Here is a 26,298-nt window from a genome sequence, read left to right as displayed (position 1 = left end):
GAGGGGACATTCACGCGCCGGGAAGAGCGACTCCGGACGGCGTTGTGCATGAAGCAACGCTGCGTGCCATATGCAACCGCAGCTTGGGGATGCCACAGGGGCGGTGTCAAGACGTCGGGGCGGCGAGCTGCTTGCGCCAGCGCGTGAACAGCCGCGGCTGGTTCATGCCGAGCACCGCGACCGGATCTCCGGCACGCCGGTAGACGGCCAGCACGTTGCGGTCGTCCGCGGCGCCTTCCTCGACGGTCACGCTGTCGGCGCCGGCCGCGTGACCGGCGAACTGGATCCTGACGCCGTACTGGTCGGACCAGAAGTACGGCGGCCGGGGCACACCCGGCGCCACCGCGCCCCCCGCCAGCAGCGTGGCGACGGCCGCTTCGGGGCGCTCCCGCGCGCCGGTCCAGTGCTCGACTCGGCGGTGGGCGCCGGCGCGGGGGTCGTACCAGTTGGCACAGTCGCCGACCGCGACCACCCCGGCAAGGGCGGTGCGGCCGTCGGCGCCGCACTTGACGCCGTTGTCGAGCTCGACACCGGATCCCGCGAGCCACTCCACACCCGGGCAGGCACCCACGCCGACGAGGACGATGTCGGCCGGGACGCTGCGGCCGTCCTCGAGCAGAACGGCGTCCACACGCCGCTCCCCGCTCAGCCCCTTGACACCCACACCGCACAGCAGTCGTACGCCGTGATCCGCGTGCAGGCCGGAGACGATGGCGCCCATGGCCGCACCGAGCGGCCCGGCGAGTGGCGTCGGAGCCACCTCCACGACCGTGACGTCGAGCCCCAGGGCGTAGGCGGTGGAGGCCACCTCGGCGCCGATGAATCCGCCGCCGATCACCACCAGCCGCCCGCCCCGGGCCAGTTCGTCGCGCAGGGCGCGGGCGTCGTCCAGGGTCCGCAGGACGTGCACGCCGGCCAGGCCGTCGGAGCCGGGGAGCCTGCGCGCGGCGGCGCCGGTGGCGATGACGAGGCCGTCGACGCGGACCTCCCGCCCGTCGGCCAGCCGCACGGCACGGTCGGCACGGTCCAGGCCGGTGGCGCGGGTGCCGAGCAGCCACTCCGCGCAGAGGTCCTCGTCCTGCGCCTCCAGCGCCAGGTCGGCCTCGCCGAGGGTGCCGGCCAGGAACTCCTTGGACAGCGGCGGCCGGTCGTACGGGCGATGGAGCTCGTCACCGATGACTACGAGTCGTCCGTCGTAGCCCTGCTTCCGCAGCGAGCGCGCCGCCGACAGTCCGGCGAGCGAGGCGCCCACCACGGCCACGGTCCTCACGCGGTACCCCCGGCGAGCCGGGACGCGACACAGGGCGGCAGGTTGGGGGCGTCCGTCGACACCCGGACGTGGATCACGCCGTCCTCGACGACGACCTCGTGCGTGCGCACCGGGAGCTTGGCCGGCGGGGCGTCGACGGCGCCGGTACGCAGGTCGAACTTCGAGGCATGCAGGGGGCATTCCACCTCGCAGCCCTCCAGCCAGCCGTCGGCGAGCGACGCGTCCTGGTGGGTGCAGGTGTCGTCGATGGCGAAGAGCTCGCCGTCGTCGGTATGGAACACCGAGACCGGCGGATCGATGTCGAGCCGGAAGGCCTCGCCTCGCGGGAGATCCGCGAGACGGCACGCGGGAATCTTCATGACACCTCGGTGCGTATAACGAAACGGATTGCGGTAAGCGCAACATCAGTCTGAAGTCGGCCCGAATCCTTGTCAAGGCATTCACGAGCCGTACAACTCGGCACCTGGCGTTGCCTCTGACGCAATGCGGTGCGCGATAGGCAACGCGGCGAGCGGTCGCCCCCACCCGCGCCGGGGACACGAAGGCGGCCCGCCTCCTCGCCCCGGGCCGGGCGAGGAAACGGGCGCGTCGCCCTCTGTCTGCCGGGGGTTCAGAAGCCCCGGTCGAGCCACTCCTGAAGGTGCGGAGCCTCGGCGGCGACCGTGGTCGTCTCCCCGTGCCCGGTGTACACGACGGTGTCCTGGGGCAGCGTGAGCAGCCGGTCCCGGATCGAGTCGACGATGGTGGGGAAGTCGCTGTACGACCTTCCCGTCGCCCCCGGCCCGCCGGCGAAGAGGGTGTCGCCGCCGAAGAGCGCCGTCAGCGCCGGCGCGTGGAGGCAGACCGCGCCTGGCGCGTGGCCGGGGGTCTGCAGCACGGCCAGGGAGACGCCGGCCACCTCGAGGACCTGCCCTTCGGCCAGTTCGCCGTCGGGCGCGCGGTCGGGGTGGGTCTGCTTCCACAGCGGCAGGTCGTCGGGATGGAGCAGGACCGGGGCGCCGGTGCGCGCGGCGAGGGCGGGCGCGGCGTCGATGTGGTCGTTGTGGGCATGGGTGCACACGATGGCCCGCAGGGTGCGTCCGCCCAGCGCCTCGGCGATGGCCCCGGCGTCGTGCGCGGCGTCGACGACGATCGCCTCTTCGTCGTCCCCGATGATCCACACGTTGTTCTCGACATCCCAGGTGCCGCCGTCCAGCGAGAACGTGCCGGAGGTGACCAGGCGTTCGATGCGCGCGCCGGCCATCACAGGAGCACCACCGAGCGCAGTACCTCGCCACCGTGCATACGGTCGAAGGCCTTCTCGACCTCGTCCAGCCCGATGGTCTCCGTCACGAAGGCGTCCAAATCGAGCCGCCCCTGCAGATAGAGGTCGATGAGCACGGGGAAGTCGCGGCAGGGCAGGCAGTCTCCGTACCAGGACGACTTCAGCGTGCCGCCGCGCCCGAAGACGTCGAGCAGCGGCAGTTCGAGCTTCATCTCCGGGGTCGGCACGCCGACCAGGACGACCGTGCCGGCGAGGTCGCGGGCGTAGAAGGCCTGCCGGTACGTCTCCGGGCGGCCCACCGCCTCGATGACCACGTCGGCGCCGAAACCGCCGGTCAGCTCGCGGATCGCCTCGACCGGGTCGGACTCCCCGGAGTTGACGGCGTGGGTCGCGCCCAGCCTCCTGGCCGTGGCCAGCTTCCGGTCGTCGATGTCCACCGCGATGATCGTCGCGGCGCCCGCGAGCCGCGACCCGACGACCGCCGCGTCCCCGACGCCACCACACCCGATGACGGCCACGCTGTCACCGCGTCCGACGTTCCCGGTGTTGATGGCGGCGCCGATGCCGGCCATCACCCCGCAGCCGAGCAGCCCCGCGGCGGCCGCCGACGCGGCCCGGTCGACCTTGGTGCACTGTCCGGCCGCCACCAGCGTCTTCTCCGCGAACGCGCCGATACCGAGCGCCGGGGACAGCTCCTGCCCGGTCGAGGCGAGGGTCATCTTCCGCTCGGCGTTGTGGGTGGCGAAGCAGTACCAGGGCCGTCCGCGCCGGCAGGCGCGGCACCGGCCGCACACCGCACGCCAGTTGAGGATGACGAAGTCGCCGGGCGCCACGTCGGTGACACCCTCCCCCACCGACTCCACCACACCTGCGGCCTCGTGCCCCAGCAGGAAGGGGAAGTCGTCGTTGATGCCGCCCTCGCGGTAGTGCAGATCGGTGTGACAGACCCCGCAGGCTTCGATCTTCACCAGCGCCTCGCCCGGCCCGGGATCCGGCACGATGATCGTCTCCAGGCTGACGGGGGCGCCCTTGCCCCGCGCGACGACAGCACGGACCTGGTGCGTCATGGCCACTCCTCGGCTGGTACGAGACCTCGACTGATGTTGCTCATTACGACACGCATCTCGCGTGCCGCAACGAGCATGGTTGAGCGCCCAGCGGAGGTCAAGGCCCCTGCGGCCGGACAGCGCTCGCACGACGAGCAGGTATCCAGGCCGGGTCCCCCTGGTCGACGAAGGGCCGCACCGGGGGCCGGTCCGGCACAGGAAGATCAGAGCTCTGCTTGATTTGCGAAACCCGGGAAACTGTCGGCAATACCTTTCCCTCGGAAGTCCGAGCGAGGCGCTGACCCACGGCTGCACCGCGGCCTTCGCCATCACCGCGGTCATGTTCCTCGCCGCGCCGGCCGTCACCGCGGCCGCCGTCAACGCGAAGAGGCAACAGCACGTGGCGGGGGCACCCGCCGTCCACCTGGGCCGACTTCAGCCCCGCGCCCCGGCGGTGGCCGGCCGGCCACCGCCGGACCGGCGGGCCACCTCGGACCGGCCGACCGCCTCGGCGCAGCGGCCGTCCCGCAGGGCACGGGACGTGGGCTATTCGGACGGTTCCTCCAGGAACTCAGCGATCCCCGACAGCAACGGGACGTGGTCCGGTGAGCCCGTCGGCCATGGCAGGAGAAAGGTCCACAACTGCGTCACGCGGTCCGCCGAGAGCCAGTCGCGGTCGGTCGCGCCCAACGCCTCGAACCCCGCCGTCGCCGCCACGATCACGGTTGTCGCGGCGTCGACCGAGACGTCCGGGGCGAGCTCCCCCTCCTGTTGCGCCTGGACGATGAGGTCGTGCACCCACGCCCGCCACCATTGCAGTATCTGCGTCCCGTTCTTGCGGGACGGATCACCGCTGAGCCGGAACCCCGCCCTGATCACGGGATCGGTGACCACTGCCAGGAGCAGGCTGCACGCGGTGTGGACCAGGGACTGCAACGGCGTGTCCGTCGTGCTGCGACATCGCTCAGCCAGTTCCGCCACGGAGTCCGCCGCCGCCCTCTCCACCTCCCCGGCGAGAGCGCTCTTGCTCGCGAAGTGGAAATGCAGGGCGCCGGTAGTGACGCCGGCCCGCTCACTGATGACGGGAAGGGAAGCCCGCGCGTACCCCTCGGCGGCGAACAACTCGGCAGCCGCTCGGACAAGAGACCGGCGTGTGCGCACCGCTCGCGTCTGCGTGCCCATCAGGCATCCCTCCCTCACCCCGTACAGGACGACGCGGGACCGGGCCCGCCGACCCGGAACACGGAGAGCATTCCACTCTGCGATCATAAATAAACCGCGCGTTTGGTACTTTAATCGTGGGCGATGTGTTCCCGATCGCCACCGGGGAGGCAGAGCAGGCGCGAGACGGGCGGGGTGAGTCGAGGCGTCAGGCGATGCCGCCGTTCACGAAGAGGACCTGCCCGTTGACCCAGCGCCCCGGGCCCGCCAGGAAGGCCACCGTCTCGGCGATGTCGTCGGGTGTCCCGAGACGCTCCAGCGGGGGCTGCGCGGCGAGGCGGTCGATCGCCTCCTGATCCTTGCCCTCGAGGAAGAGCGGGGTCGCGGTCGGGCCGGGCGCGACGGCGTTGACGGTGACGTCCCGACCGCGCATCTCACGGGCCAGCACCAGCGTCATCGCCTCGACGGCCCCCTTGCTCGCCGCGTAGGGCGCGTACCCGGGGAACGCCAGCCGGGTCACCGAGGTGGAGAAGGTGACCACCGCCCCGCCCTCGCGGACACGGCGCGCCGCCTCCCGGGCCACGACGAAGGCGCCCCGGACGTTGGTCCGCATCAGCCGGTCGAAGGCGTCGAGATCGAATGCGGCGATCGGCGCCAGGGTCATCACACCGGCGGTGTGGACCACGACGTCGATCCCGCCGAACGCCTCTTCCACCGCCGAGAAGGCGTCGGCCATGGCGCCCTCGTCGGCCACGTCCCCGGTGACCGCGATCGCCCGGCCGCCGGCCGCCTCGACGGCGGCGACGGTCTCCTGTGCCGCCACCTTGTTGCCGGCGTAGTGCACACCGACGGCCATCCCCTCGGCCGCGAGCCGCCGGGCCACGGCCCGGCCGATCCCTCCGGAAGCGCCGGTGACGAGTGCGACGCGCGTGGTCTCGGACATGATGTTGCCTCCAGTCGTTTATGAACGCCGAGTCCATATAACCACGTTGTGAACGCGGCGTCCATATGTCAGGCTGTGGGCCTGTCGGACGATGCCTGGAGGTCGGCGCAGTGCAGGAACGGTCGGAACCCGAAGCCGCCCCCAAGCCACGACGCGGTCGGGGCCGGCGGCCTGCCGCCGAGGTGCGGGCGGACGTGCTCGACGCGGCCGGCGCCCTGCTCCTCGCCGGGGGCATGGGCACGTTCACCATCGAGGCGGTCGCCGAGCAAGCCGGGGTCAGCAAGACGACGATCTACAAATGGTGGCCGTCCAAGGGCGCGCTCGCCCTCGACGGCTACTTCCACGCCGTGGAGTCCGTGCTGGCCTTCCCCGAGAGCGACGACGTCTGGGCCGACCTCACGGCGCAGCTCCACGCGTTCGTGCGGATACTCACCGAGACGCCCGCCGGGCGCGTGATCGCCGAGCTCATCGGCCAGGCACAGACCGATCCCGAGCTGTCCGCCGCCCTGCTGGAACGCTACTCGGGCCCGCGGCGGGAGCTGGCGGTCCGACGGATGCGGCGGGCACAGGCAGAAGGCCAGCTGCGCCCCGACGTCGATCCCGAGGTCCTCGTGGACCAACTGTGGGGCGCGTGCTACCACCGCCTGCTGATGCCCAGCCTGCCCGTCACCGAGGAGTTCGCGACCAGCCTGATCGCCAACCTGCTGCACGGCGTCCGCGCCTGACGAGGCAGGGACGACACGGGCGCGGCTCCCTCCCCCGGACGCGGTCCCGCCTCCTCTTCCGGCAACGGGTTCGCTCCCGGCTCTGGCCCCGGTGACCTACTGGACGGTATACAAGCCCAGTCGAACGGTACGCCGACCGTACGGGACGGCGTCGTCGACGGGGCGTGGGCTTCAAGGGGGAGGAACTCGATGCAGCGCGACGTTCGCACGGGAGGACCGGCCGGTCACCGCCGAAAGGCAGTCACCTTCCTGGCCGCACTGGGCAGTTGTGCTCTGGTCGCCGCTTCCGCGGCGCCGGCCGCGGCGCACGGCGGGGGCGGCGGCGGGGGCAACCGGTATGTGGCGCTCGGCGACTCCTACACCTCCGGCCCCCTCATCCCCCGGCAGGTGGACGCCAACTGCGCCCGCTCCGACCACAATTACCCGTCGATCGTGGCCGCGCGGCTTCGTGACGCCACGTTCAAGGACGTCAGTTGCAGCGGGGCGACCACCGAGCAGATGTGGAAGGCACAGGGGACCAACGGCCCGCAACTCGACGCGGTGAGCCGCAACAGCGACCTCGTGACCGTCCAGATCGGCGGCAACGACGTGGGCTTCGGCTCCATCATCGGAACCTGTGCCCAGTTGTCCGCGCAGGACCCGACCGGCAACCCGTGCCAGCGCCACTACGGCGCCTCGGGCGTCGACCAGCTCACCGTGGCGATAGCCAGAACCGGCCCCAAGGTCGCCCGGGTGCTCCAGGCCGTGCACGACCGGGCCCCGCACGCCCGGATCCTCGTCGTCGGGTACCCGGACCTGCTGCCCGACGACGGCAGCGGCTGTGCGCCCTCGGTGCCGTTCGCCACGCAGGACTTCCCCTATCTGCGGGACACCGGCAAGCGGCTCAACCTGATGCTCCGTCTGGTGGCTCGCTGGAACCACGCCGAGTACGTCGACACCTACGGCCCGACCATCGGCCACGACATGTGCAAGCCCCCGGCAAAGCGGTGGATCGAGCCGTTGCAGCCCACGTCCCCCGCGGCTCCCGCGCACCCCAACGCCAAGGGTGAGGCAGCCATGGCGGGAGCCGTGTGGCAGCGCCTGACGCACGGCCGGGGCGGTCACTGACCGGGGGACGACGGCTGTCCGGCGGCGGATGGCCGCCGCCGTCCGGCTTCGCTTCGGTCCGCTCAGCCGGGGCCACATCGCGGTCCCGGCTCGCGCGGCCGGCTCACACGTCGGAGTCGATGCCGGTGACCACCGCCGGTCCGAGCGGCGCGCTGGAGTCGTCGAGCCCCACGGCGTGCAGGGCGGAGTCCGCGAGCCTGCGGGCGTCCTCCTCCGCGTGCGGACCGCTGTCCGCCTCGACGGCGAGCCGGATGGTGAACGTGTCGTCCTCGTTCACGGTGAGCGGGTCGAGGTCCTGCGCGTTGCCCATGCGCGTGTGATGCGGATCGGCCGGGCGCAGGGCCTGACTCAGCCGCGTTCGCGTCTCGTCCTCGACCCCGGCGGTGAAGGTGCCGGGCACGGTGATCACGTACGTCGTCATGGGGATTCTGTTCCCTTCCTCGGGTCCTCGGGGCCTCGGGTCCTTGAGGTCCTCAGGTTTCCTCCCGCATACCCCGGAGCGGGGCGATCGATCTCCGCTCTCCCCCGTAAGGCCGCCGTCGGCGCGTCCGAGCGACCCGACCCGCCGAGGTTGTCGGGCTGGCGCCCAGGTGTTGGACAGACTCCGCCTAGGATGATCGCGATGAGGAGTCGCGAGCAGCAGCACCAGGCGCGACCGCCCGTGTGGCGGTGGCGGGCGCTGCTCGTGCTCGGACTGCTCGCCGGGCTGCTGGGCATGCACGCCCTGTCCCCCGGCGGCACCGTCCACCCACACGCCGTGCCCCGGCACATGGCGGCCGTCTCGGTCAGCGCCGTCTCGGTCAGCGCCGTCTCGGTCAGCGCTCATGAGCACTGCGCGGGGGACGGTGGGGACTGCGGTGGAGGCCACCTCCATCACGCCGACCCGACCTGCCTGGCTGCCGCGGTGAGCGGTGCGCCCGCTCTGCCCGCGCTCGTTCCCGACCCGGTGACCGTCCCCGTGAGCGCCGACGCCGTCCGCTCGTACGCGGCCGAGGCCCCGGACAGCGCACGCGCGCCACCCTCCCTGGCCGAACTCCAACTCCTGCGGATCTAGACACCGCGCGGCGCCGCGTCACCACTACGACGACGCGGTGCGCCCCGACAGGTCCAGATCCCTTTTCCCACAGCACAGCAGGAGTTCCAGCATGCGCAACACCCGTACCCTGACCCGGCGCGCCGCTCTCACGGCCGCCACCGTCACAGTCGCGCTCGTCCTCGCCGCATGCGGCAACGACAGCGGCAGCGGACACCCGGGCGGTCACGGCTCCGCGTCATCCGCGTCGTCGTCGACGGGCGCCGACGCCGCGGCCGCAGCGCACAACACCCAGGACGTGTCCTTCGCGCAGGGCATGGTCCCCCACCACCAGCAGGCCCTCGAGATGGCCGAACTCGCCGCCGACCGGGCCTCTTCCGCCGGGGTCAAGGGCCTCGCCTCGCGCATCGAGAAGGCGCAGGGCCCGGAGATCAGGACCCTCGGCGGCTGGCTGACGTCCTGGGGCGAGGACGTGCCGACGTCGTCCGACAGCACGACGGAGTCCATGCCCGGCATGGACCACTCGGCCGGGTCCGCGATGCCCGGCATGATGGACGGATCGGACATGGACGACCTGGACAAGGCGTCCGGCACGGACTTCGACACCATGTTCCTGACCATGATGATCGACCACCACGAGGGCGCCGTGGCCATGGCCACCACCGAGAAGGGCAAGGGGCTGTACGGCCCCGCCACGGCCATGGCCGACTCGATCATCTCCACGCAGACGGAAGAGATCGCCGAGATGAAGAAGCTCCTCGGCAAGAGCTGACGAACGGGCGGAGGGGGCCGGATCACACACCGGCCCCCTCCGCCCCCGTCGCCCGAGTTGCGGGCCGGGCCGGTCGCGGATCGCGTTGGCCGCCGATCTCGACAGCGCACCGACGCGCACCTTCTGACCAGCCTCGGATGTGCTCCCGTTACCCCGGCAGGTCCGGCAGGTCCGGCAGGTCCGGCAGGTCCGGCAGGTCCGGCAGGTCCGGCAGGTCCGGCAGGTCCGGCAGGTCCGGCTGCCGCCGGTCGCGCCGGGAAACCGTCCGGTGACGTGCCGCCGGCCGTCCGCGGAGCGATCCGCGAACGGCCGGAGCGGCCTGGAGAGCCTGCCGTCAGCGCGCGGCGAGGAGTTCGAGGGTGTCGATCACACGGTGGGAGAAGCCCCACTCGTTGTCGTACCAGGCGACCACCTTGACGTGGCGGCCTTCGACACGGGTGAGGGCCGAGTCGAAGATCGACGAGGCCGGGTTGCCGACGATGTCGGACGACACGAGCGCGTCCTGCGAGTACTCGAGGACGCCGGCGAGCGGGCCCTCGGCCGCGGTGCGGTACGCCGCCAGCACGTCCTCGCGCGTCACGTCGCGGGCGACGGTCGTGTTGAGCTCGACGATCGAACCCACCGGGATGGGCACCCGGATCGAGTCCCCCGACAGCTTTCCGTCGAGGTTCGGCAGCACGAGGCCGATCGCCTTGGCGGCGCCCGTCGTGGTGGGCACGATGTTGACGCCGGCGGCGCGGGCGCGGCGCGGGTCGCGGTGCGGACCGTCCTGGAGGTTCTGCTCCTGCGTGTAGGCGTGCACCGTCGTCATGAAGCCGTGCTCGATGCCGGCGAGGTCGTCGAGTACGGCGGCCAGCGGGGCGAGCGCATTGGTGGTGCAGGAGGCGTTCGAGACGATCGTGTGCAGCTCGGGGTCGTAGGCGTCTGTGTTGACGCCGTACGCGAGCGTGACGTCCGCGCCGTCCGAGGGTGCGCTGACCAGGACCTTCTTCGCGCCCGCGTCGAGGTGGGCGCGGGCGTCCTTGGCGGAGGTGAACCGGCCGGTCGCCTCCAGGACGATGTCGACGCCGAGCTCGGCCCAGGGCAGTCGCGCCGGCTCGCGCTCGGCGAGCACCTTGATGCGGCGGCCGTCGACGACGAGGACGTCGCCGTCGACGTCGACCGGGCGGCCGAGCCGGCCGGCCGTCGAGTCGAAGGCGAGCAGTCGCGCGAGCGCGGCGGGTTCCGTGAGGTCGTTGACGGCGACGATCTCGAGGTCGCTGTCGCGCTGGAGGAGCGCGCGCAGCACGTTGCGTCCGATGCGGCCGAATCCGTTGACGGCGATGCGAGTCATGAATGGTGTCCCTTCGGTTCGCCACCAGCCTCGCGTGTGGCGGCCGTCGGTGACCTGGGCGTGGGCGCCATGGTTCGAAAGGATCTCGCCACCCGGCGTCCCCGGCCTGTCCGGCCGTGCCCCGCCTGTCCGGCGGACCGGCTACTCGCCCTTGGCGAAGGTGCGCCGGTATTCGCTCGGTGTGGTGCCGAGGATCTGCTGGAAGTGCGTCCGCAGGTTCGCCCCCGTACCGAGTCCGACGTCGCCGGCGATCTGCTCGACGCCGCGCTCGGAGCGTTCGAGCAGCTCACGGGCCATGTCGATACGGGCGCGCATGACCCACTGCATGGGCGTGTAACCGGTGTCCTCGACGAAGCGCCGCGAGAAGGTGCGTTCCGAGACGGCGGCGTGCCTGGCCATCGTCTCGAGGGTGAGGGGCTCGTCCAGTCGGTGCAGCGCCCACTCGCGGGTGGCGGCGAACCGCTCGCCCAGCGGTTCCGGCACGCTGCGCGGCACGTACTGTGCCTGACCGCCGCTGCGGTAGGGCGCGGCGACCAGGCGCCGGGCCGCGTGGTTCGAGGCGGCCACCCCGAGGTCGCGGCGCAGGATGTGCAGGCACAGGTCGATCCCGGAGGCGGCGCCGGCCGATGTCAGCACGCTGCCCTCGTCGACGAACAGGACGTTCTCGTCGACCTGGACGAGCGGATGCTTCGCCGCGAGCGCCCGGGTGTAGTGCCAGTGGGTCGTGGCGCGTCTGCCGTCGAGCAGCCCCGTGGCGGCGAGCGCGAATGCCCCCGTCGAGATGGCGGCCAGCCGGGTGCCCCGCGCGTGGGCGGCCAGCAGCGCGCGCAGGACGGCTCGGGGCGGGTCGTCGAGGTCCGGAAACCGGTAGCCGGGAAGGAAGACGACGTCGGCCCATTCGAGCGCGTCCAGGCCGTGGGCCACGTGGTACGACAGCCCGTCCCCGCCGGTCACCAGCCCGGGCGCCGCGCCGCACACCCGCACCTCGTACGGCATGCTCGCGCGGGTGGTGAACACCTGTGCGGGAATGCCGACGTCGAGCGGCTTGGCCCCCTCGAGCACAAGGACGGCGACACGCTGCAGGCGGGAGGAGGACGACACCCGGAACAGGGTACGGGGGTACGGGCCGCGCTACCGGAGGCACCGCCCGCGCCCCCGGCGCCGGGTGGTGGGGAGGATCCCCGACACCCGGCGCCGGGTGGTGGGGTGGATCCTCGACGCGGCGCCGTCCTGCGCCGCCCCGCGTCTGAGGGCCTACGTCTTCCACGGCACCGGCACCGCGGCGGCGATCCGCTCAGGGCTCCGTCCGCGATCCGCCGGAGAGAGCCTAGACGTGCGCCCCGGGCACGTGCCGCGGCTCGGCGATCAGCCCGTAGACGACCAGCGCGGACACGACCATGGTGGCCAGCGACCAGAACGGGTACACCGGCAGGAAGATCATCTGCCCGACCAGGCAGAACACCGCCAGACAGAGGCCCGTCAGCCGTGCCGCCCTGGAGCCCACGAGCACGCCGATACCCGCCAGGGCCATCACGATGCCGATGACGACCCAGATCCAGCCCCAGGCCGTGTAGTTGAAGATGAGCAGCCGGTTGCCCTGGGAGTAGACCTTCGAGTAGTAGCCGTGATTGAAGATCGCCACGAATCCGTTGAGCAGGTTGAACAGAGCGCTGACCAGCAGCAGGATCCCGGCGAAGGCCACCCAGTGCGAGCGCTCCATCGGGGGTGTGGCGTCGTCTGCGAGAGAGGCTTGTCGCTGCATGGGATTCATCAGACGCAGCACCACGGCAGGCCGCAATCGGTGGTGGCCCGTTGGGGTTGCGCGGCCGCCGGTGTCCTCGGGCGCCCGGCTCGTGCGCGCCGGCGACCGGCCGTCGGCCGACGGGCCTTGCCGGCGGCGGCTCCGACAGGCGCCCCCGCATGGCCTGCCGGATAGTGGACGGCGACGGCACCCCTGGGATTGGACGCTCATGGACCGCTATCCCCCCATCGCCGACCATGGTCTGGTCGGCGACCTGCAGACCGCCGCCCTGGTGTCCTCCCAAGGCGTGGTGAACTGGTTCTGCTCGCCGAGGTTCGACTCGCCCAGTGTCTTCGCCTCACTGCTCGACCACGACCGTGGCGGCTACTTCCGGGTGGCACCGGAGCATGCCGACATGACGAGCAAGCAGCTCTACTACCCGGACACCGGCGTGCTGGTCACGAGGTTCATGTCACCGGAGGGCGTCGGCGAGGTCATCGACTGGATGCCGGCGAACACCAGCCGGGTCCCCACCGACCGCCACTGCCTGATGCGGGTGATTCGCGTGGTGCGCGGCACCGTGCGGTTCGTGCTGGAGTGCAGGCCGCGTTTCGACTACGGCCGGGCCGGGCACGAGCTCGATCTGCGGCCCCAGGAGGCGGTGTTCCGGGGCCCCGGGATCGCCGGTCATCTGCAGGCCAGCTTCCCGCTCGCGCGGGACGGGCAGGACGTGCGGGGTGCGGTCACGCTCGGCAGCGGCGAGTCGGCCGTCGCCGTCTTCACCACGTGCGCGGTCGACGGTGAGGCACCGCCGCCGCCCACGGTGGAGGGCGTGACGTCCGGTTTGTGGCGCGAGGTGGACTTCTGGCAGAAGTGGCTGCGCACCTCGCACTACCGGGGGCGTTGGGGCGAGATGGTGAACCGCTCGGCCATCACGATCAAACTCCTCACCTACCACCCGACCGGTGCGCCGGTCGCCGCCGCCACCATGGGCCTGCCGGAACAGGTCGGCGGTGAGCGCAACTGGGACTACCGGTACTCGTGGGTGCGGGACGGATCGCTCTCGGTACGGGCCCTGCTCGACCTCGGGTTCACCGAGGAGGCGTCGGCGTTCACCAGGTGGCTGGGCGACCGGATGCACGACCGGGCGGAACTGCCCGGCGAACGTCTGCAGATCATGTACCGGGTGGACGGGGACCCGCACCTGACCGAGGAGACCCTCGACCACTGGGAGGGCTACCGGGGGTCGAGGCCGGTCCGGGCCGGCAACGCGGCCGCCGACCAGTTGCAGCTCGACATCTACGGCGAGTCCCTCTACGCGATGGCCGAGGGCATGGACATCGGCGTGGAACTGGGCTACCACGGCTGGAAGGGGCTGGCCCGGACCCTGGACTGGCTGTGCGACAACTGGGACCGCCCCGACGAGGGCGTCTGGGAGACGCGCGGGGGCCGTAACGACTTCACGTTCAGCCGGGTGATGTGCTGGGTCGCCTTCGACCGGGGCATGCGCATGGCGACCGAGCTGAGCCGCCCCGCCGACATCCCGCGCTGGCGCAACGCCCGCGACAGCATCCTCGACCAGGTGATGGACAAGGGCTGGAGCCGGGCCGAGCAGGCCCTGGTGCAGCATTACGGCGGGGACGTCCTCGACGCCTCCCTCCTGCTGATCCCGCGCGTGGGTTTCCTCGCCGCGAAGAGCCCCGGCTGGCTCTCCACCCTGGATGCGATGGAGCGCAAGCTGGTATCGGACAGCCTCGTGTACCGGTACGACCCGGCGGCGTCCCCTGACGGCCTGCGCGGCTCGGAGGGCACCTTCAGCCTGTGCACCTACCTCTACGTCGACGCCATGGCCCGGGCCGGGCGCGTCCGGCCGGCGCGCTACACCTTCGAGAAGATGCATACCTACGCCAACCATGTCGGCCTGTTCGCCGAGGAGATCGGCCCGAGTGGCGAGCAACTCGGCAACTTCCCGCAGGCGTTCACCCATCTGTCCCTCATCATGGCGGCATCGACGCTGGACGAGGCCATCGACCGGCAGCGGCAGCTCGGCTGAGCCGGAGCCGGCGGGTTCGCGCCGGCGGACTTCGAGCCCCACGGTCCGCGATGACCGTGCCGGCCCGCACGCCCGCCGGGAGGGAGCGGACGGCGCCCGGTCTGGGAGAGGTGCTACGGACCGGGCTCGTCGGGCGGCGAAGCACCGGGGGCTGCCTCCCGTGTGCGCCGTCCCCCGATGCCCTGGGAGTCGGCCGTCCGTGCCTCGGCGCGGCGCAGATCGTCTCCGAACTCCCTTGCGACAGCCTCGTCGAGGAGGCGGAGTTCGGCGTGCAGCGCGGGCCCGCACTCGTCCGGCAGGCTCGTGAGGAGACCTTCGAGCAGGGACCGGAGCCGTCGGCAGACCTGGACGGAGGTCGCGCCGTAGTCGCGGATCTCGGTGACCGCGAGCTCCAGGTAGTCCTCCCAGGGCCGGCCGGACAGCACGAGGCGCAGCCTGCCACGGCCGTCGGCGAGCTGGTAGCGGCTGCGGGGGCCGGCGCGGCCTACGGTGTGCAGGAACGCCTCGATGTGGTTCAGCACCTGGACGGCGGTGGTGGGGTCGTTGACGGCGGGTGAGAGGGCGCGGATGGCGATGTCGACCAGGATGCGCAGGGCGAAGGCCGGGTCCTGCTCGATCGTCCGCTCCGCCCCGAGGGCGAGCAGGTCCGTCACCCGGTGCGGGTCGGGCGGGGACGCGGCGCCGTGGACCTCGACGACGGTGCCGCCGGGCGGCACGAAGTCGCCGACGGAGGCGACCAGCACGAACACGCAGTCGTGCCGGGCCGCGAGCGAGACCAGGCCGGGTGCGTTCAACGCCTGTACGACACCGCCGCGTTCGGACTGGATACGGGTCACCGAGCCGGTCGTCGGCGGCGCCTTGTCGGGCGCGGCGGTGCTCCGCAGGTGTGCCGCCGCGCGATGGACGACCTGTTCGCCCGAGCGTCCCACGATGTCCGCGATCGCCACCGGCCGCAGGTTGTGGGTGAAGCGGTTGAGGTAGATCAGCAGGAGCAGGAGGCTTGCGGAGACGCCGATACCGGCCATGGACACGCCGAGGTTGGGCACGGAGTCCGTCTCGATGCTCCGCAGCAGCGTGTACGCGAACGCGAAAGTGCCGGTGAACGTGCCCAGCACGGCCTTCTGCAACCGGTCGCGGTACCAGAGCCGCATGTACCGCGGTGAGAGGGTGCCGGTGGCCTGCTGGATGACGAGGACGCCGATGGTGACGACGAACCCGAGCAGCGCGATCATCGATCCGACCACGGAGCTGAGGACACTGGTCGCGGTCGACGCGGAGTAGTCCCAGTTCGTCGGCAGCCAGGACGCCCCGTCCACGGAGGCCGCGACCTCGGCCAGGGCGACGCCGAGCACGAGCCCGCACAGCGGGACGATCCACAGGCTGGCCTTGACGTACTGCCGCAGCCGGAAACGGGCGGCCCAGGAGGTCATACGGAACCCATCACAACGGCGGTGTCGCCCGGCAGCGGGGTGACGGTCTGGGTCGCGGTGACCGGGGCCAGCCGGCCGTCGGCGCGGACGACGAACAGGATGTCGTGGTCAGGGGGGACCGGCGTGGATCCGGGCTGCACGTGGAAGCGGGCACCCCGCTCGTAGCGGGCCGCGAGGCGCTGCCGGACGAGTGCGCGGCCGAAGAGGATGTCGCCGCCGGTGTAGGGGGCGACCACCCCGTGGCTGTCCCGCGGCGGCCCCACCCGGTAGACGGGCCCCTGCACGTTGTCCTTGACGACGACCGAGGCGAGGGCGTTGAAATCGTCGTCGTCGGTGAGCAGGAACACCGCCGTCACGCCCTCCAGGCGGGCTCGCGGGTTGGTCGCCGTCGCCAGCATCTCGCCATGGGCGAGTTCGATCCCGGCCGAGGTGATCCGCTCGCGTTCCTCGTCGAGTCCGGCCCACATCAGCACGTCGAGTCCCGCGGTCTTCAGGGCCTGTCCCAGGCCGATCACCCAGGGCGCCCCGCCGACCAGAAGGGGGCGCGTCCGCGCCGACCGGACGACCTCCAGCTTCCGGGCCACGGGCGCGGCGCTCAGCGCGTAGAGCAGGACCGTCCCCACGATCACGAGGAAGGTGATCGGAAGGATCTTGGACGCGCCGGGCAGTCCCTTCTCCACCAGGGTGGCGGAGAAGGCGGACGCGGTCGAGGCGGCGACGATGCCGCGCGGCGCCATCCACCCGATGAAGCCCCATTCGCCCACGGTGAGATCGGACCCCCGGGCGGCCGCGTACGCGACGAACGGCCGGATCAGGAGGACGAGCACGGCGATCAGGATCAGGGAGGGGACGAGCACGGGCACCACGGACGCGGGGGTGACGGCGGAGGAGATGGAGATGAACAGCAGACCGATGATCATCTGGACGAGTGTTTCGAGGAACGGTCTGCGGGCCGGCATGTCCATCCCCGGCAGGTTGGTGATGGCGAGTCCGGTGACGATGGCGGCGATGAGGCCGGTGTCGTCGCGGACGACGTCGCAGAGCGCGGAGACGAGGATCACCGTCGCCAGCTGGGCGAGGGTGCCGAGCGTCTCGCCGAGCCTCAGCTTGTGCAGGGCCAGCCACAGGACGACGGTGGCCACCGCGCCGCCCGCGAGGCCCACGCCCATGCTGAGGAGGAACTGCCCGATCTGGTAGCCCCGGCCGATGTCGATCCGATGGCTGGTCGCGACCGCGTGGAACACGATGGCGCCGAGGATGCCGCCGATCGGGTCGGTCAGCGTTCCTTCCCAGATCAGGATGCGCCGCAGCTTGTCCGTCGGCCTGACGTATTCGAGCAGGGGGCCGACGACGGTGGGGCCGGACACCACGAGGATCACGCCGATCATCGCCGCCACCCGCAGCGGGATGCCGAACAGGGCCGGTCCGATGCCCGCGACGGCGAAGAAGGTGACCAGGATGCCGATGATCAGCAGCCGCACGACGACGCTGCGGGTGCGGCCGGTGAGGTTGCGCAGGTTCAGTCCGAGGCCGGCGTCGTAGAGGATCACGGCGACGGACAGCGAGACCAGCGCGGGGAAGTCGGGGCCGACGAGCCGCGCGGGGTGAATGACGTCGGTCAGGGCACCGGCCGCGAAGCCGACCGGCAGAAGGACGATCAGCGCGGGGACACGCAGCTTGTTCGCCAGGATCTGCGAGCCCGTGGCGAGGGCGACGGTCAGGGCGATACCCAGGAGGATGTCCTCGCCGGTCATAGCGGTCGTCCTCCTCTTGACTCTCGGGCCGGTGGGATTCAACCGCGTCCGCACGTCCCGCACCCGCCCATCCCGGCCGGACACGGATCCCACCACCCCATCGGCCCCACCGCGGCCCGGCCGGGCCCCGTGGAGGCTCCGAGCGGACCGCTCGGCGGCCGGAGGCGGGGCGGAAACCGGGCGGAAAGAAGGATCGCATTGGCCTAGACCTGACAAGCGGACCCGGCTAGGCTCTGCCGCGCCACATCTGAGAGCGCTCTCACCCATCCGCTGTTCCACCCCACTTCCTGGAACGACGAAGGGCAACTCCCATGAGACGCACAAGGTTCAAGCACGTCTGCCTGGCCGCGCTCCTCACGCTGGCCGGGCTCGGCGGCGCGGGCACGCTGCCCGCGGCGGCGAGCGGGGGCGGTGCCACGGCCTCCTCCCCGTCGGCCGCCGACGCCGCCCCCGCCTCCGCCGCACTGCTCGCCGGCATGCGGCAGGAGTTCGGGCTCACGCAGGAGCAGGCGGTCGCCCGGCTCGAGGCCGAGCGCGACGCCACCGCGCTCGAGCCGAGGGCGCGCCGCACGGCGGGGGCGGCGTACGCCGGGTCCTGGTTCGACGCCGCGGACGGCCGCCTCACGGTGGCCGTCACCTCACAGAGTTCGCAGGCCACGCGCGCGGCGATCCGCGCCCAGGGAGCCGGCGTCCGGGTCGTCGAGCACAGCGCACGGATGCTGGACGCCGCGAAGTCACGCATCGACCGGCTCTCCGCCCCCTCGGCGGTGGGTGGTTGGCACGTCGACCCGGCGGCGAACACCGTCGTGGTCACGGTCGTCCGCGGCAAGACCTCCGACAACGATGTCCAGCGGTTCCTGGCGCAGGCACGTGACGCCGGTCCCGTGACCGTCGAGACGGTCGCCGCGGCCCCGCGCACCTTCGCGGCGGGCACCGTCGGCGGCGACCCCTACTACACGGGCAACGTCCGCTGTTCGATCGGCTTCTCGGTCCACGGCGGGTTCGTCACCGCCGGCCACTGCGGCCAGGCCGGTGCGGGTGTCCGGGGCTGGGACGGCTCGTACATCGGCAACTTCCAGGGCTCCTCGTTCCCCGACAACGACTACGCCTGGGTCAACGTGGGCAGCGGCTGGTGGACGGTGCCGGTGGTGCTCGGCTGGGGCACGGTCTCCGACCAGTTGGTGCGCGGCTCGGCCGAGGCGCCGGTGGGCGCCTCCGTCTGCCGGTCCGGGTCGACCACGCACTGGCACTGCGGCGCGGTGCTGGCGAAGAACGAGACCGTCAACTACAGCCAGGGGGCGGTGCACCAGATGACGAAGACGAGCGTCTGCGCCGAAGGCGGCGACTCCGGCGGCTCGTTCATCAGCGGCGACCAGGCACAGGGCGTCACCTCCGGCGGCTGGGGCAACTGCTCCGGCGGCGGCGAGACGTGGTTCCAGCCGGTGAACGAGATCCTCGGCCGCTACGGGCTCACCCTCCACACCTACTGACCGCGAGGGACGGCCCGGGGGGGGTTCCGTGCTTCCGCGTACGCCCGGTGCGCGCCCGCTGCGCGGAACCCCTCCCTGGTCGCTCGGACATCGCGGGGACGCCCTGCCCGGGACGGTCGAACCCGTCCCGGGCGGGGTCCGACGACCTTCTGGCGTACGGCAGTTGAACACTTGACGTGTTGCCTGACCAGCCGCCTGAGCGTCCTTACGCTGACGCGCGTGCGACAACAGCGGCAGGCGGGCGACGACCGTCATGGCAGTGCCCTCGAACGGTCCCCGCGGGCGACCCGGACGCCCCACGTGTCCGGTCGGAGCAGCGGCCCGAACCCTCTCCTGGGGCTTCAGCAGACCGCGGGCAACGCGGCGACCGTCGCCGCGCTGAACGGGGCCGGCCCGTCCACCGCCCGTCGCAGGCCCCCGCAGGTGCCGCCCGCCATCGAGGAGGTCGAGAACGACGCCCTCGAACTCCCTTCGTATCTGCGGGACATGGAGGCGGCGGGGCTGTCCACGGCGTACGGGCTCACCGGCCACGAGTTCGTCACCACCACGCTGGCCGATGCCGTCGGACGGCGCGACGGAGTGGTCGCCGAGATCGCCGCGGAGCTCGCCGGACGGCCCGAGTCCTTCTTCGGGCGCGGCCGGGCCTTCGCCGTCACCGGGGTACGGGGTACGGACCGTTACGACGTCACGGTGAGCCTCTCGCCCGCCGACGACGACCGCCCCGGCGTCTTCTCGGCCGCGGGTCCGGACAGCGAGGGTGCGGCCACCAAGGTCGACGTGCAGCACAACACGGCCGCCACCGTGGCACAGAGTACGAGCGGGTCCGCGTCGAAGGGCGTGGCGTTCACCGGTTTCGGACTGGCCCCGGTCGCACCCGGCGTCTGGGTCGGCGGGGCGGCCACCGTCAACGCCCAGCCCTTCCAGTCGTCCCGGGACTCCCGCAGCCAGCGGAACGTGGCGGAGCCGCGGGTGCTGCGCAGCGACAAGGGATCGGTCGAGGTACCGCGCCGGGTCCGCTACCGCGTGCGGATCATGAAGGACGGCGAACGCTCGGCCCGCAGCGCCGAAGGGGCCGGCGCCCTGACCATGCGGGTGCCGGTGGAGCACCTGGTCCCGACGGCCGCCGGGGCGGTGCCCCGACCGCGTCCGGTGGCGCCCCAGACCGCCCGGGCCGTGTCGCTGGCGGATTCCATGGCCCCGGTCGCCGTCTCGGACCAGGCAGCGCCGCACCAGGGCGGCGGGGGGCTCTTCGACGCCGTCGCCTCCGCGCTGCATCCGTCCCTGACCTGGCCCGGTGCTCCCGGCCGGGCCCGGCTGTACGAGGCCACCGCCACCGCGACCGTGCTGGAGGACCTGCCCCGGCTGCTGCGTGACGGGGTCGTCGGCGAGGATCTGACCAGCAGGGACGGCAGCACCACCGGCACCTATCGGATGCGGGCCGCGATCACGGAGCTGGCCCCCGGCTGGAGTACCGGCAAGACGCAGTTGCGCACCCACCAGCAGGCGCAGCACGCGGTGACGGACACCGCGGGCAAGGGCCGGGGCGGCGCCTTCGGCGCCGGTCCGGCGGCGGGGTTCGGTGTCCTCGGCAACGCGGCCGCCGTCCGCGGCACCGTCATGCCGGTCGCCGGGGCGCGCAAGGCGCGGTTCAGCGTGGCCGAGCAGACCGTGTCCAGCCGGCAGGGCGCGGAGGTCCGCGGCGAGAAGGTGCTCTATCTGGGCACCGTGCTGTTCACCGTCGAGGGCACCGGTCCGACCTCGCCCCTGACCAGGGCACGGGGCGGCGGCCGTACCGCGCACCACACGATGCGGGTGTGGGTCTCGCTGCGGGCCGACGAGGCCCAGGAGCTGGGGCTGCCGCTGCCCGAGGGGGTGACGGCGGGCGAGTTCGTCAAGCGTCCGGAACGCGCCGGGAAGGACGTCAAGGGCAAGGGGAGGGCCACCGCGACCGAGCGGGACCCGGCGGAGAACCGCGACCGGGCGGGCGAGGACGGCGCCGCCGAGCACGACGTGCGGCACCTGCCGTTCGGCGCGATGGGCTCCAGCGTGGCGATCAGCCGGCTGGACACCGCGCCGATGATGCGGGCCGTGACGCGGCTGTTCGCCACCGATGCGCGGCTCGCCGGGTATCTTCCCGCCTTCGGCGAGGAGGAGCAGCCGCGTGATCTCAGCCCTGAGGAGGCCGAGGTCCAGCGGCGCAACTACCGCGAGCTGGTGAGCGTACTGTCGGAGACCAACCTGCGGGTCAACAAGGACCAGTTGCTGTCCACCGGTGTCCGGGTGCGGTTGCGCCGCAAGTCCCGCTTCCACGCGCACGACGTGCAGCTGAAGGTCACCGGTTCGCTGCGGGAGACCGGTCACCTCGGTGAGACCGAGGACTGGCTCGTCCGCAGCCACGCGGGCGTCACGAGCAACCTCCAGAGCGGGCGGGCGAGTTCACGCACGGTCGGCGGGATGGCGCTCGGCCAGTTCCGGCTGGTCCCCGGCGCCCTGACCCTGTCGGCGCGTGCCGAGAAGGGCCGTACGACGACCCGGCGCGGCCTGGCCGGGCCGACCCTGCGCACCGACGTGCTCACCAACGGTTCCGAAAACGCCAGCGTGTTCGGCGGGGCGTTGAGCCTGAACGTCGACGTCACCATGACGTCCCGGCAGCGCAAGGCGGCCCGCGCGCTCACCCCCGGTGCGCCGGGCCGGGACGCGCCCGCCGCCGAACGGGTCGGGTCGCTGCCCCTCGACGCGCAGGACGTGCGGCTGCTCACCCCGAGCGCGTTCACCCTGGACGGCGATGCCAAGCGGCAGCTGGACGAGTCGACCGCCGCCAGCAGGGCGGGCCACCGTGACACGCGGACGGAGTTCGCGGCGGCGGGCATCGGTGACCTGGCCGGACTGGCGTCGCGCCAGCTGGGCGGCAGGCGGGGCGTGCGGGACTGGACGCTGGTGGAGACCGTGGGCGACGGGCAGCCGGTGCGGGACCTGGCCTTCGAGCTGCTGGCGCGGGCCGCCGCCCGCAACAAGGAGGCGCGGGAGGACCGGGCGCTGGAGACCGAGGGGCTCGCGCCGCGGCTCGCCATCGAGGACCGGTTCAGCCCGCAGGCGGTGACGGCGGCGCTGCGGCAGGCCGTCTCGGCCGGCTGGGTGGTGCAGAACCTGCGGCACGCGCGGCGGCTGGCCGGACTGACCGGCGCGGTCGGCACCCGGTTCGCGCTGACCGGTGGGCGGGTCGTCCACCAGGGCACGGGGGCGGGCACCGAGACCTTCGTGCTGGGCGGGCATCAGGTCACCGGTCAGGAGGGCACGAGTCACCAGGTCTCCGTGCAGGGCGGCCTGACGGGCGCGGAGAACGGCGCCGAGTGGCGGCTCGCCGAGGGGGTGGCGGCCGGCCGTACCCTGGGCAGCGGCGACACGACGGCGTCCACGCTGGTCGGCACCGTCGAACGCAACGCGCACACCTCCCGCAAGAGCCCGCTCTATCTGGTCCAGTGCGATCTGGTGGTACGCATGGTCGCCGAGGTCGCGGTGACGGGCGGGGGGCCGTACGTGGCGCGCGGTGGCCGTACGGTGCCGGGGGCGGTCGCGGTGTGGCTGACCGAGCGTCAGTTGCGGGCGGCGGGACTGAAGGTACCGGGCGAACAGGGGCGCGAGGACAAGGCCTCCGGTTCGGGCACGACGTCGGCCGGGACGTCCGGCCAGTCCGGGAGAACGAGGGAAGACGGGGACACCGGGAAGACCGGCCGGTCCGCGCGGCCCGCCGGGAAGGTACGGGCCGGCCAGGAGACGGAGACCACGGCAGCGGACACGTCAGCTTCGGGCGGTGCCCCGAAGAGCGCGCCCCTGGTTCCCCCGGCCCCGGTTCCCGCCCTGGCCGAGTCGCTCCCGCTCGGCTTCGGCATGATCGAGGACCTGCCCGACTTCGTGCCCCTGCTGGAGGGGATCCGGGCCCGCCTCGGCGCCTCCCTCGCGGACGAACTCCTGCCGCGTACCCGGCTGACGGACCGCAACGACAACGTGCAGCGGCTGCTGCGGGTGCTCGACCGGGACGGCTCGGCGGGCCTGTTGTCGAGCGCGATGGACGGCGGGGTCGGCGTCGAGCTGCTCGACGGGCGCAAACGGCCCTACCGGGCGCTGTTCCGCATCCGCAGGACCGGGCGCGGCAGCTATGTGGAGACCGCGTCCGACGGCCGGGACATGGAGTACATCACCTCCGCCGCCGCCCAGCGGGCCGGTGCGCACGACGAGAGCGACAGCCGGGGCGTCGAGGCGGTCCTGGCCGGTTCGGGGAAACCCGACGGGGGCGCGGGACAGTTGAAGAGCGTCGGCGCCGCCGCGGGACTCGGTCTCGGCGTGAGCGACTCGCGCCGCTCCGTGGGCGTCGGGCGTGCCCAGCTGGGCGTGAAGACCGTCGCCGAGGCGGGCTCCGCCCCGTCGGCCCGGATGAACGTGCCGATCGAGGCGACCCTGGAGGTGTTCTCCGGCAACCGCCGGGTGGCCCTCGCGCCGTTGAAGGGCCTGAGCCTGACCCACCGGGTGCTCGCCGCGGATCTGCGTGCGCTGTCGCAACTGGCCCCGGTACCGCCCCAGCAGGTCGGCGTGCACGCGGTGGACGCGGCGGACGCCGGTGCCGACCGGCTCGGTCCCTGGCGTGACTCCGGGGTCCGGCTGCCGATGGAGGCCCAGGTCAACGGGTTCCGGGGAACGCCCAGGGTGCAGCAGGCGGTCGACGACGCGGTCCGGCGGGCGGGGGGCGGCGCGCGGTTCCGCACCGGCGGCGAGGCGGCCTCTCACCTGCTGCGCGAGGCCGTCTCCACGGAGTGGCTGATCGCGGCGCTGCCGCTGCTGACCGCCGCGGGCGTCGACCTTCCGCCGGTGCACGCGACCGGCGCGTCGGGCCAGGATCTGCGTGCCTCGCTGCACGCCCGGCTGCGCGGCGGCCGGGTGCTGGGCGTGGGCGACAAGATGACCTTCGAGACGGTCGCGCAGAGCGGGCTGGACGCGCCGCGCCCGGCGGGTACGGACGGCCAGCAGGCCAACGAGCACGGACGGTCGGCGCGCGGCCTGGTGGGGGCGGGGGTGCTGAACGCGGACGAGTTCCGGCTGAACCAGCTCCTCGGCACCGTGGACGGTTCCGGCAGCGCCACCGCGACCGCCGCCGACGCCGCCGGTTCGATACCGCTGCACAAGCCCAAGGCCGAGTCGGTGCTGGTGCAGTTCACGCTGGATGTGCGGGCGGTGGCGGAGGTGAGCGACCGGGTGCGTTCGGGTCGCCGCGGGACGGCCGTACAGGAGGTCACGCTGCCGGAGCCGGTGGTCGTCCGGATGCCCGCGCCCGCGGTGCGGCGCATGCTGGCCGACGCGGCGAACGCCGGGCGGCTGCGGGATCCGGGGGGCCACCTGGCCTGACGCGTCGGTCTCGGTGGATCCGTCCTGCCGGGCCGGGGCGCCGCGGAGGTGGACGACGATCCCGTCGCCTTCCGCGGCCCAGGTCCCTCGGCGGCCGGCGCGCGGGTCAGAGTCTGGCGCCGAAGTTCTGGGTCCACCAGGGGCCGCCGGCACCGTCGTGGATTCCGATGCCGATGTTCTTGAAGGAGCAGTTCAGGATGTTCGCCCGGTGGCCCTCGCTGTTCATCCAGGACGTCATCACCGACGAGGCCGTCTGCTGCCCCTTGGCTATGTTCTCGCCGTAGGTGGACCAGCGGTACCCGGCGGCCGTGATGCGCCGGCCGGGGTCGGCGCCGTCGGGGTTGGTGTGGTCGAAGAAGTCGCGGGCGGCCATGTCGTCGGAGTGGCCCTGTGCGGCGGCACGCAGCAGGCTGTCGTCCGTGAGGGGGCCGCAGCCCGCCGTCGCCCGCTCCTTGTTGACCAGGGCGATCACCTGGGTGGCGAGATCGGACGAACCCGCCTGCGCGGTCGGCGTCTTGGAAGCGGTCCGCTTCGGCTCGGCCGACTTCGCGGGGGCCGCCGCGACCACGGTCCTGCTGGCGCGGGCAGACGGCGAGGCGCTCGCACGCGGCGACTTCGACGCGGACGCCGTCGGGGACGGGGACGGGGACGGTGAGGTGCTGCGGGCGCTGTCCGGCGTGGGGCGGTCCGAGGCGAGTACGTCGTCAGCGGGCTGTACGGCGGCGCTCTCCCCCGTCCCGCCGTCCGGCTGCGTGCCGAAGTAGTAGAGGCCGCCGCCCGCCACGCAGGCGGCCACGACCGCGCCGCCGACCGCCCGTCGGCGGGTACGCCGCCGGCGACGGGCGTCGGTGCGGGAGGTGGTCCGGTCCTTCGAGGCACGGCGGTTCACCGGCGGGAGGGATCCGCCCGGTTCCTCGCCCCGGGCGAGCGGGGACGCCGAACCGACCACGGCGATGGTGTCGGTGGCCGCGTTCGTCCGCGCCAGCAGCGCGGACGAGGCCGCGACCAGCGCCAGCCCGGCCAGCAGCCCCTCGGCGGGCATCAGCCCGCTCCACAGGCCCGAGCAGCGTGCGCAACCGCGTGCGTGCCGGGCGGTGCGCTTGCGCCACAATGCCGAGGGCCGGCCGTCCCAGCCCGCGAGTTCGCCGCGCAGTTGCGGGCACTGGGGCCGCGAGTCCAGCGCCCGCACGACGACCCGGGCCGCCTCCAGCTGCGCCTTCATCCGCTGTACGCGGACCGCCGTGTGCTCCGGAGTCAGTTCCAGGGCCGCGGCGATCTCGGCCCGGGTCAGTTCACCGGCGCACTCCAGCCACCACAGGGACAGCAGTCCCCGGTCGTCGGGCTCCAGCCAGCGCGTCGCCCGTGCGGTCTCCTGCCGCTGGCCGGACAGCTGGAGTTGCACGATGGTCAGGTCGACGAAGTCGGCGCCCGGATCGGCGACGTCGTCGGCCTCCTCCATGGCGCCCTGGACGGGCTGCTGCCGGTTCCAGTGCGCACGGACCTGGTTCATCGCGATGGCCACCAGCCAGGAGCGGAAGCTCGCGGGATCCCGCAGCGAGCCCAGCGAGTCAAGGGCGCGCAACATGGTGTCCTGCACGACGTCGTCGACGTCCACCGAACCGTTCAACGCCCGGCCCACGATGTTGTAGACGAGCGGCAGGTAGGCGCCGACGAGCGCGTCCTGGGCCGCCTGATCGCCCGCTCGGGCGGCGGCGACCAGCGCCACCGCCTCCACCGTGTGCCGTGTACTCATGGAGACTTCCCTGTCCTCGACGCCGA

The 26,298-nt window shown here is 72.6% G+C and carries 20 protein-coding genes; 7 read left to right on the top strand and 13 right to left on the bottom strand.

Features of this window, described 5'->3' with window-relative positions:
* Positions 1-106: 106 nt before the first annotated feature.
* The 6 genes from QQM72_RS11220 to QQM72_RS11195 form a co-directional block, all read right to left on the bottom strand.
* Entirely contained in the window at positions 107-1,270 is a 1,164-nt protein-coding gene (locus QQM72_RS11220) for an NAD(P)/FAD-dependent oxidoreductase (protein WP_314220683.1), read from the bottom strand.
* On the bottom strand, positions 1,267-1,629 hold the full coding sequence (locus tag QQM72_RS11215) for a bifunctional 3-phenylpropionate/cinnamic acid dioxygenase ferredoxin subunit (RefSeq protein WP_057604517.1): 363 nt from the start codon (positions 1,627-1,629) through the stop codon (positions 1,267-1,269). The genes QQM72_RS11220 and QQM72_RS11215 overlap by 4 nt, the downstream gene beginning before the upstream one ends.
* Before the next feature lie 251 nt (positions 1,630-1,880).
* Positions 1,881-2,513, bottom strand: coding sequence for an MBL fold metallo-hydrolase (locus QQM72_RS11210; RefSeq protein ID WP_314220682.1), 633 nt, complete (start codon positions 2,511-2,513; stop codon positions 1,881-1,883).
* Entirely contained in the window at positions 2,513-3,601 is a 1,089-nt protein-coding gene (locus QQM72_RS11205) for an S-(hydroxymethyl)mycothiol dehydrogenase (RefSeq protein ID WP_314220681.1), read from the bottom strand. Before QQM72_RS11205 ends, QQM72_RS11210 begins: the two co-directional genes overlap by 1 nt.
* Positions 3,602-4,126: 525 nt before the next feature.
* The gene (locus tag QQM72_RS11200) at positions 4,127-4,762 is read right to left on the bottom strand and encodes a ScbR family autoregulator-binding transcription factor (RefSeq protein ID WP_314220680.1); all 636 of its coding nucleotides are present in this window, start codon (positions 4,760-4,762) and stop codon (positions 4,127-4,129) included.
* A 187-nt stretch (positions 4,763-4,949) separates the two neighbouring features.
* On the bottom strand, positions 4,950-5,684 hold the full coding sequence (locus tag QQM72_RS11195; RefSeq protein WP_314220679.1) for an SDR family oxidoreductase: 735 nt from the start codon (positions 5,682-5,684) through the stop codon (positions 4,950-4,952).
* A gap of 194 nt (positions 5,685-5,878) precedes the next feature.
* On the opposite strand from QQM72_RS11195, the gene QQM72_RS11190 reads away from it, so the two are divergent.
* Positions 5,879-6,409, top strand: coding sequence for a TetR/AcrR family transcriptional regulator (locus QQM72_RS11190; RefSeq protein ID WP_314220678.1), 531 nt, complete (start codon positions 5,879-5,881; stop codon positions 6,407-6,409).
* A gap of 189 nt (positions 6,410-6,598) precedes the next feature.
* A complete protein-coding gene (locus QQM72_RS11185; protein ID WP_314220677.1) occupies positions 6,599-7,516 on the top strand; it encodes an SGNH/GDSL hydrolase family protein in 918 nt (305 codons plus the stop codon).
* 103 nt (positions 7,517-7,619) lie between these two features.
* Here QQM72_RS11185 and QQM72_RS11180 read toward each other — a convergent pair whose 3' ends face one another.
* Entirely contained in the window at positions 7,620-7,937 is a 318-nt protein-coding gene (locus tag QQM72_RS11180) for a hypothetical protein (protein ID WP_314220676.1), read from the bottom strand.
* Between the two features lie 201 nt (positions 7,938-8,138).
* On the opposite strand from QQM72_RS11180, the gene QQM72_RS11175 reads away from it, so the two are divergent.
* The gene (locus QQM72_RS11175; protein WP_314220675.1) at positions 8,139-8,570 is read left to right on the top strand and encodes a DUF6153 family protein; all 432 of its coding nucleotides are present in this window, start codon (positions 8,139-8,141) and stop codon (positions 8,568-8,570) included.
* 91 nt (positions 8,571-8,661) lie between these two features.
* A complete protein-coding gene (locus tag QQM72_RS11170) occupies positions 8,662-9,321 on the top strand; it encodes a DUF305 domain-containing protein (protein WP_314220674.1) in 660 nt (219 codons plus the stop codon).
* A 334-nt stretch (positions 9,322-9,655) separates the two neighbouring features.
* On the opposite strand, the gene gap is transcribed toward QQM72_RS11170, so the two are convergent.
* The 3 genes from gap to QQM72_RS11155 all read right to left on the bottom strand — a co-directional run bounded on the left by gap (position 9,656) and on the right by QQM72_RS11155 (position 12,416).
* Positions 9,656-10,654, bottom strand: a complete 999-nt coding sequence (gap, locus tag QQM72_RS11165) for a type I glyceraldehyde-3-phosphate dehydrogenase (RefSeq protein WP_314220673.1) — start codon at positions 10,652-10,654, stop codon at positions 9,656-9,658.
* Between the two features lie 141 nt (positions 10,655-10,795).
* The gene (locus tag QQM72_RS11160) at positions 10,796-11,755 is read right to left on the bottom strand and encodes a GlxA family transcriptional regulator (RefSeq protein WP_314220672.1); all 960 of its coding nucleotides are present in this window, start codon (positions 11,753-11,755) and stop codon (positions 10,796-10,798) included.
* Positions 11,756-11,981: 226 nt separating this feature from the next.
* Entirely contained in the window at positions 11,982-12,416 is a 435-nt protein-coding gene (locus tag QQM72_RS11155) for a DUF7144 family membrane protein (RefSeq protein WP_314220671.1), read from the bottom strand.
* A 208-nt stretch (positions 12,417-12,624) separates the two neighbouring features.
* On the opposite strand from QQM72_RS11155, the gene QQM72_RS11150 reads away from it, so the two are divergent.
* On the top strand, positions 12,625-14,448 hold the full coding sequence (locus QQM72_RS11150) for a glycoside hydrolase family 15 protein (RefSeq protein WP_314220670.1): 1,824 nt from the start codon (positions 12,625-12,627) through the stop codon (positions 14,446-14,448).
* A gap of 113 nt (positions 14,449-14,561) precedes the next feature.
* On the opposite strand, the gene QQM72_RS11145 is transcribed toward QQM72_RS11150, so the two are convergent.
* Positions 14,562-15,878: a DUF2254 domain-containing protein gene (locus QQM72_RS11145; protein ID WP_314220669.1), complete on the bottom strand. Its 1,317-nt coding sequence runs from the start codon at positions 15,876-15,878 to the stop codon at positions 14,562-14,564.
* Positions 15,875-17,632: a cation:proton antiporter gene (locus QQM72_RS11140; RefSeq protein ID WP_314220668.1), complete on the bottom strand. Its 1,758-nt coding sequence runs from the start codon at positions 17,630-17,632 to the stop codon at positions 15,875-15,877. The genes QQM72_RS11145 and QQM72_RS11140 overlap by 4 nt, the downstream gene beginning before the upstream one ends.
* A 311-nt stretch (positions 17,633-17,943) precedes the next feature.
* Here QQM72_RS11140 and QQM72_RS11135 point away from each other — a divergent pair, with 311 nt between their 5' ends.
* Both QQM72_RS11135 and QQM72_RS11130 read left to right on the top strand, forming a co-directional pair.
* On the top strand, positions 17,944-19,122 hold the full coding sequence (locus QQM72_RS11135; protein WP_314220667.1) for a S1 family peptidase: 1,179 nt from the start codon (positions 17,944-17,946) through the stop codon (positions 19,120-19,122).
* Between the two features lie 219 nt (positions 19,123-19,341).
* Positions 19,342-24,519 carry a hypothetical protein gene (locus tag QQM72_RS11130; protein WP_314220666.1) on the top strand — a complete coding sequence of 1,726 codons (5,178 nt, stop codon included), beginning with the start codon at positions 19,342-19,344 and terminating at the stop codon, positions 24,517-24,519.
* Positions 24,520-24,625: 106 nt separating this feature from the next.
* Here QQM72_RS11130 and QQM72_RS11125 read toward each other — a convergent pair whose 3' ends face one another.
* Entirely contained in the window at positions 24,626-26,272 is a 1,647-nt protein-coding gene (locus tag QQM72_RS11125; RefSeq protein WP_314220665.1) for a sigma-70 family RNA polymerase sigma factor, read from the bottom strand.
* Positions 26,273-26,298: the final 26 nt, after the last annotated feature.

The sequence above is a fragment of the Streptomyces zaehneri genome, from assembly GCF_032248645.1.
Lineage (GTDB): Bacteria > Actinomycetota > Actinomycetes > Streptomycetales > Streptomycetaceae > Streptomyces > Streptomyces coriariae.
The sequence above is the reverse complement of the archived record's forward strand: the minus strand, read 5'-3'. Positions and strand labels throughout refer to the sequence as shown.

What these genes read in the sequence shown, in the direction of transcription:
- QQM72_RS11175 (WP_314220675.1), top strand. Translation starts at nt 8,139, where the DNA reads ATGAGGAGTCGCGAGCAGCAGCACCAGGCGCGACCGCCCGTGTGGCGG.
- QQM72_RS11200 (WP_314220680.1), bottom strand. Translation starts at nt 4,762, where the DNA reads ATGGGCACGCAGACGCGAGCGGTGCGCACACGCCGGTCTCTTGTCCGA.
- QQM72_RS11185 (WP_314220677.1), top strand. Translation starts at nt 6,599, where the DNA reads ATGCAGCGCGACGTTCGCACGGGAGGACCGGCCGGTCACCGCCGAAAG.
- QQM72_RS11150 (WP_314220670.1), top strand. Translation starts at nt 12,625, where the DNA reads ATGGACCGCTATCCCCCCATCGCCGACCATGGTCTGGTCGGCGACCTG.
- QQM72_RS11140 (WP_314220668.1), bottom strand. Translation starts at nt 17,632, where the DNA reads ATGACCGGCGAGGACATCCTCCTGGGTATCGCCCTGACCGTCGCCCTC.
- QQM72_RS11180 (WP_314220676.1), bottom strand. Translation starts at nt 7,937, where the DNA reads ATGACGACGTACGTGATCACCGTGCCCGGCACCTTCACCGCCGGGGTC.
- QQM72_RS11215 (WP_057604517.1), bottom strand. Translation starts at nt 1,629, where the DNA reads ATGAAGATTCCCGCGTGCCGTCTCGCGGATCTCCCGCGAGGCGAGGCC.
- QQM72_RS11210 (WP_314220682.1), bottom strand. Translation starts at nt 2,513, where the DNA reads ATGGCCGGCGCGCGCATCGAACGCCTGGTCACCTCCGGCACGTTCTCG.
- QQM72_RS11135 (WP_314220667.1), top strand. Translation starts at nt 17,944, where the DNA reads ATGAGACGCACAAGGTTCAAGCACGTCTGCCTGGCCGCGCTCCTCACG.
- QQM72_RS11170 (WP_314220674.1), top strand. Translation starts at nt 8,662, where the DNA reads ATGCGCAACACCCGTACCCTGACCCGGCGCGCCGCTCTCACGGCCGCC.
- QQM72_RS11155 (WP_314220671.1), bottom strand. Translation starts at nt 12,416, where the DNA reads ATGCAGCGACAAGCCTCTCTCGCAGACGACGCCACACCCCCGATGGAG.
- QQM72_RS11205 (WP_314220681.1), bottom strand. Translation starts at nt 3,601, where the DNA reads ATGACGCACCAGGTCCGTGCTGTCGTCGCGCGGGGCAAGGGCGCCCCC.
- gap (WP_314220673.1), bottom strand. Translation starts at nt 10,654, where the DNA reads ATGACTCGCATCGCCGTCAACGGATTCGGCCGCATCGGACGCAACGTG.
- QQM72_RS11145 (WP_314220669.1), bottom strand. Translation starts at nt 15,878, where the DNA reads ATGACCTCCTGGGCCGCCCGTTTCCGGCTGCGGCAGTACGTCAAGGCC.
- QQM72_RS11195 (WP_314220679.1), bottom strand. Translation starts at nt 5,684, where the DNA reads ATGTCCGAGACCACGCGCGTCGCACTCGTCACCGGCGCTTCCGGAGGG.
- QQM72_RS11125 (WP_314220665.1), bottom strand. Translation starts at nt 26,272, where the DNA reads ATGAGTACACGGCACACGGTGGAGGCGGTGGCGCTGGTCGCCGCCGCC.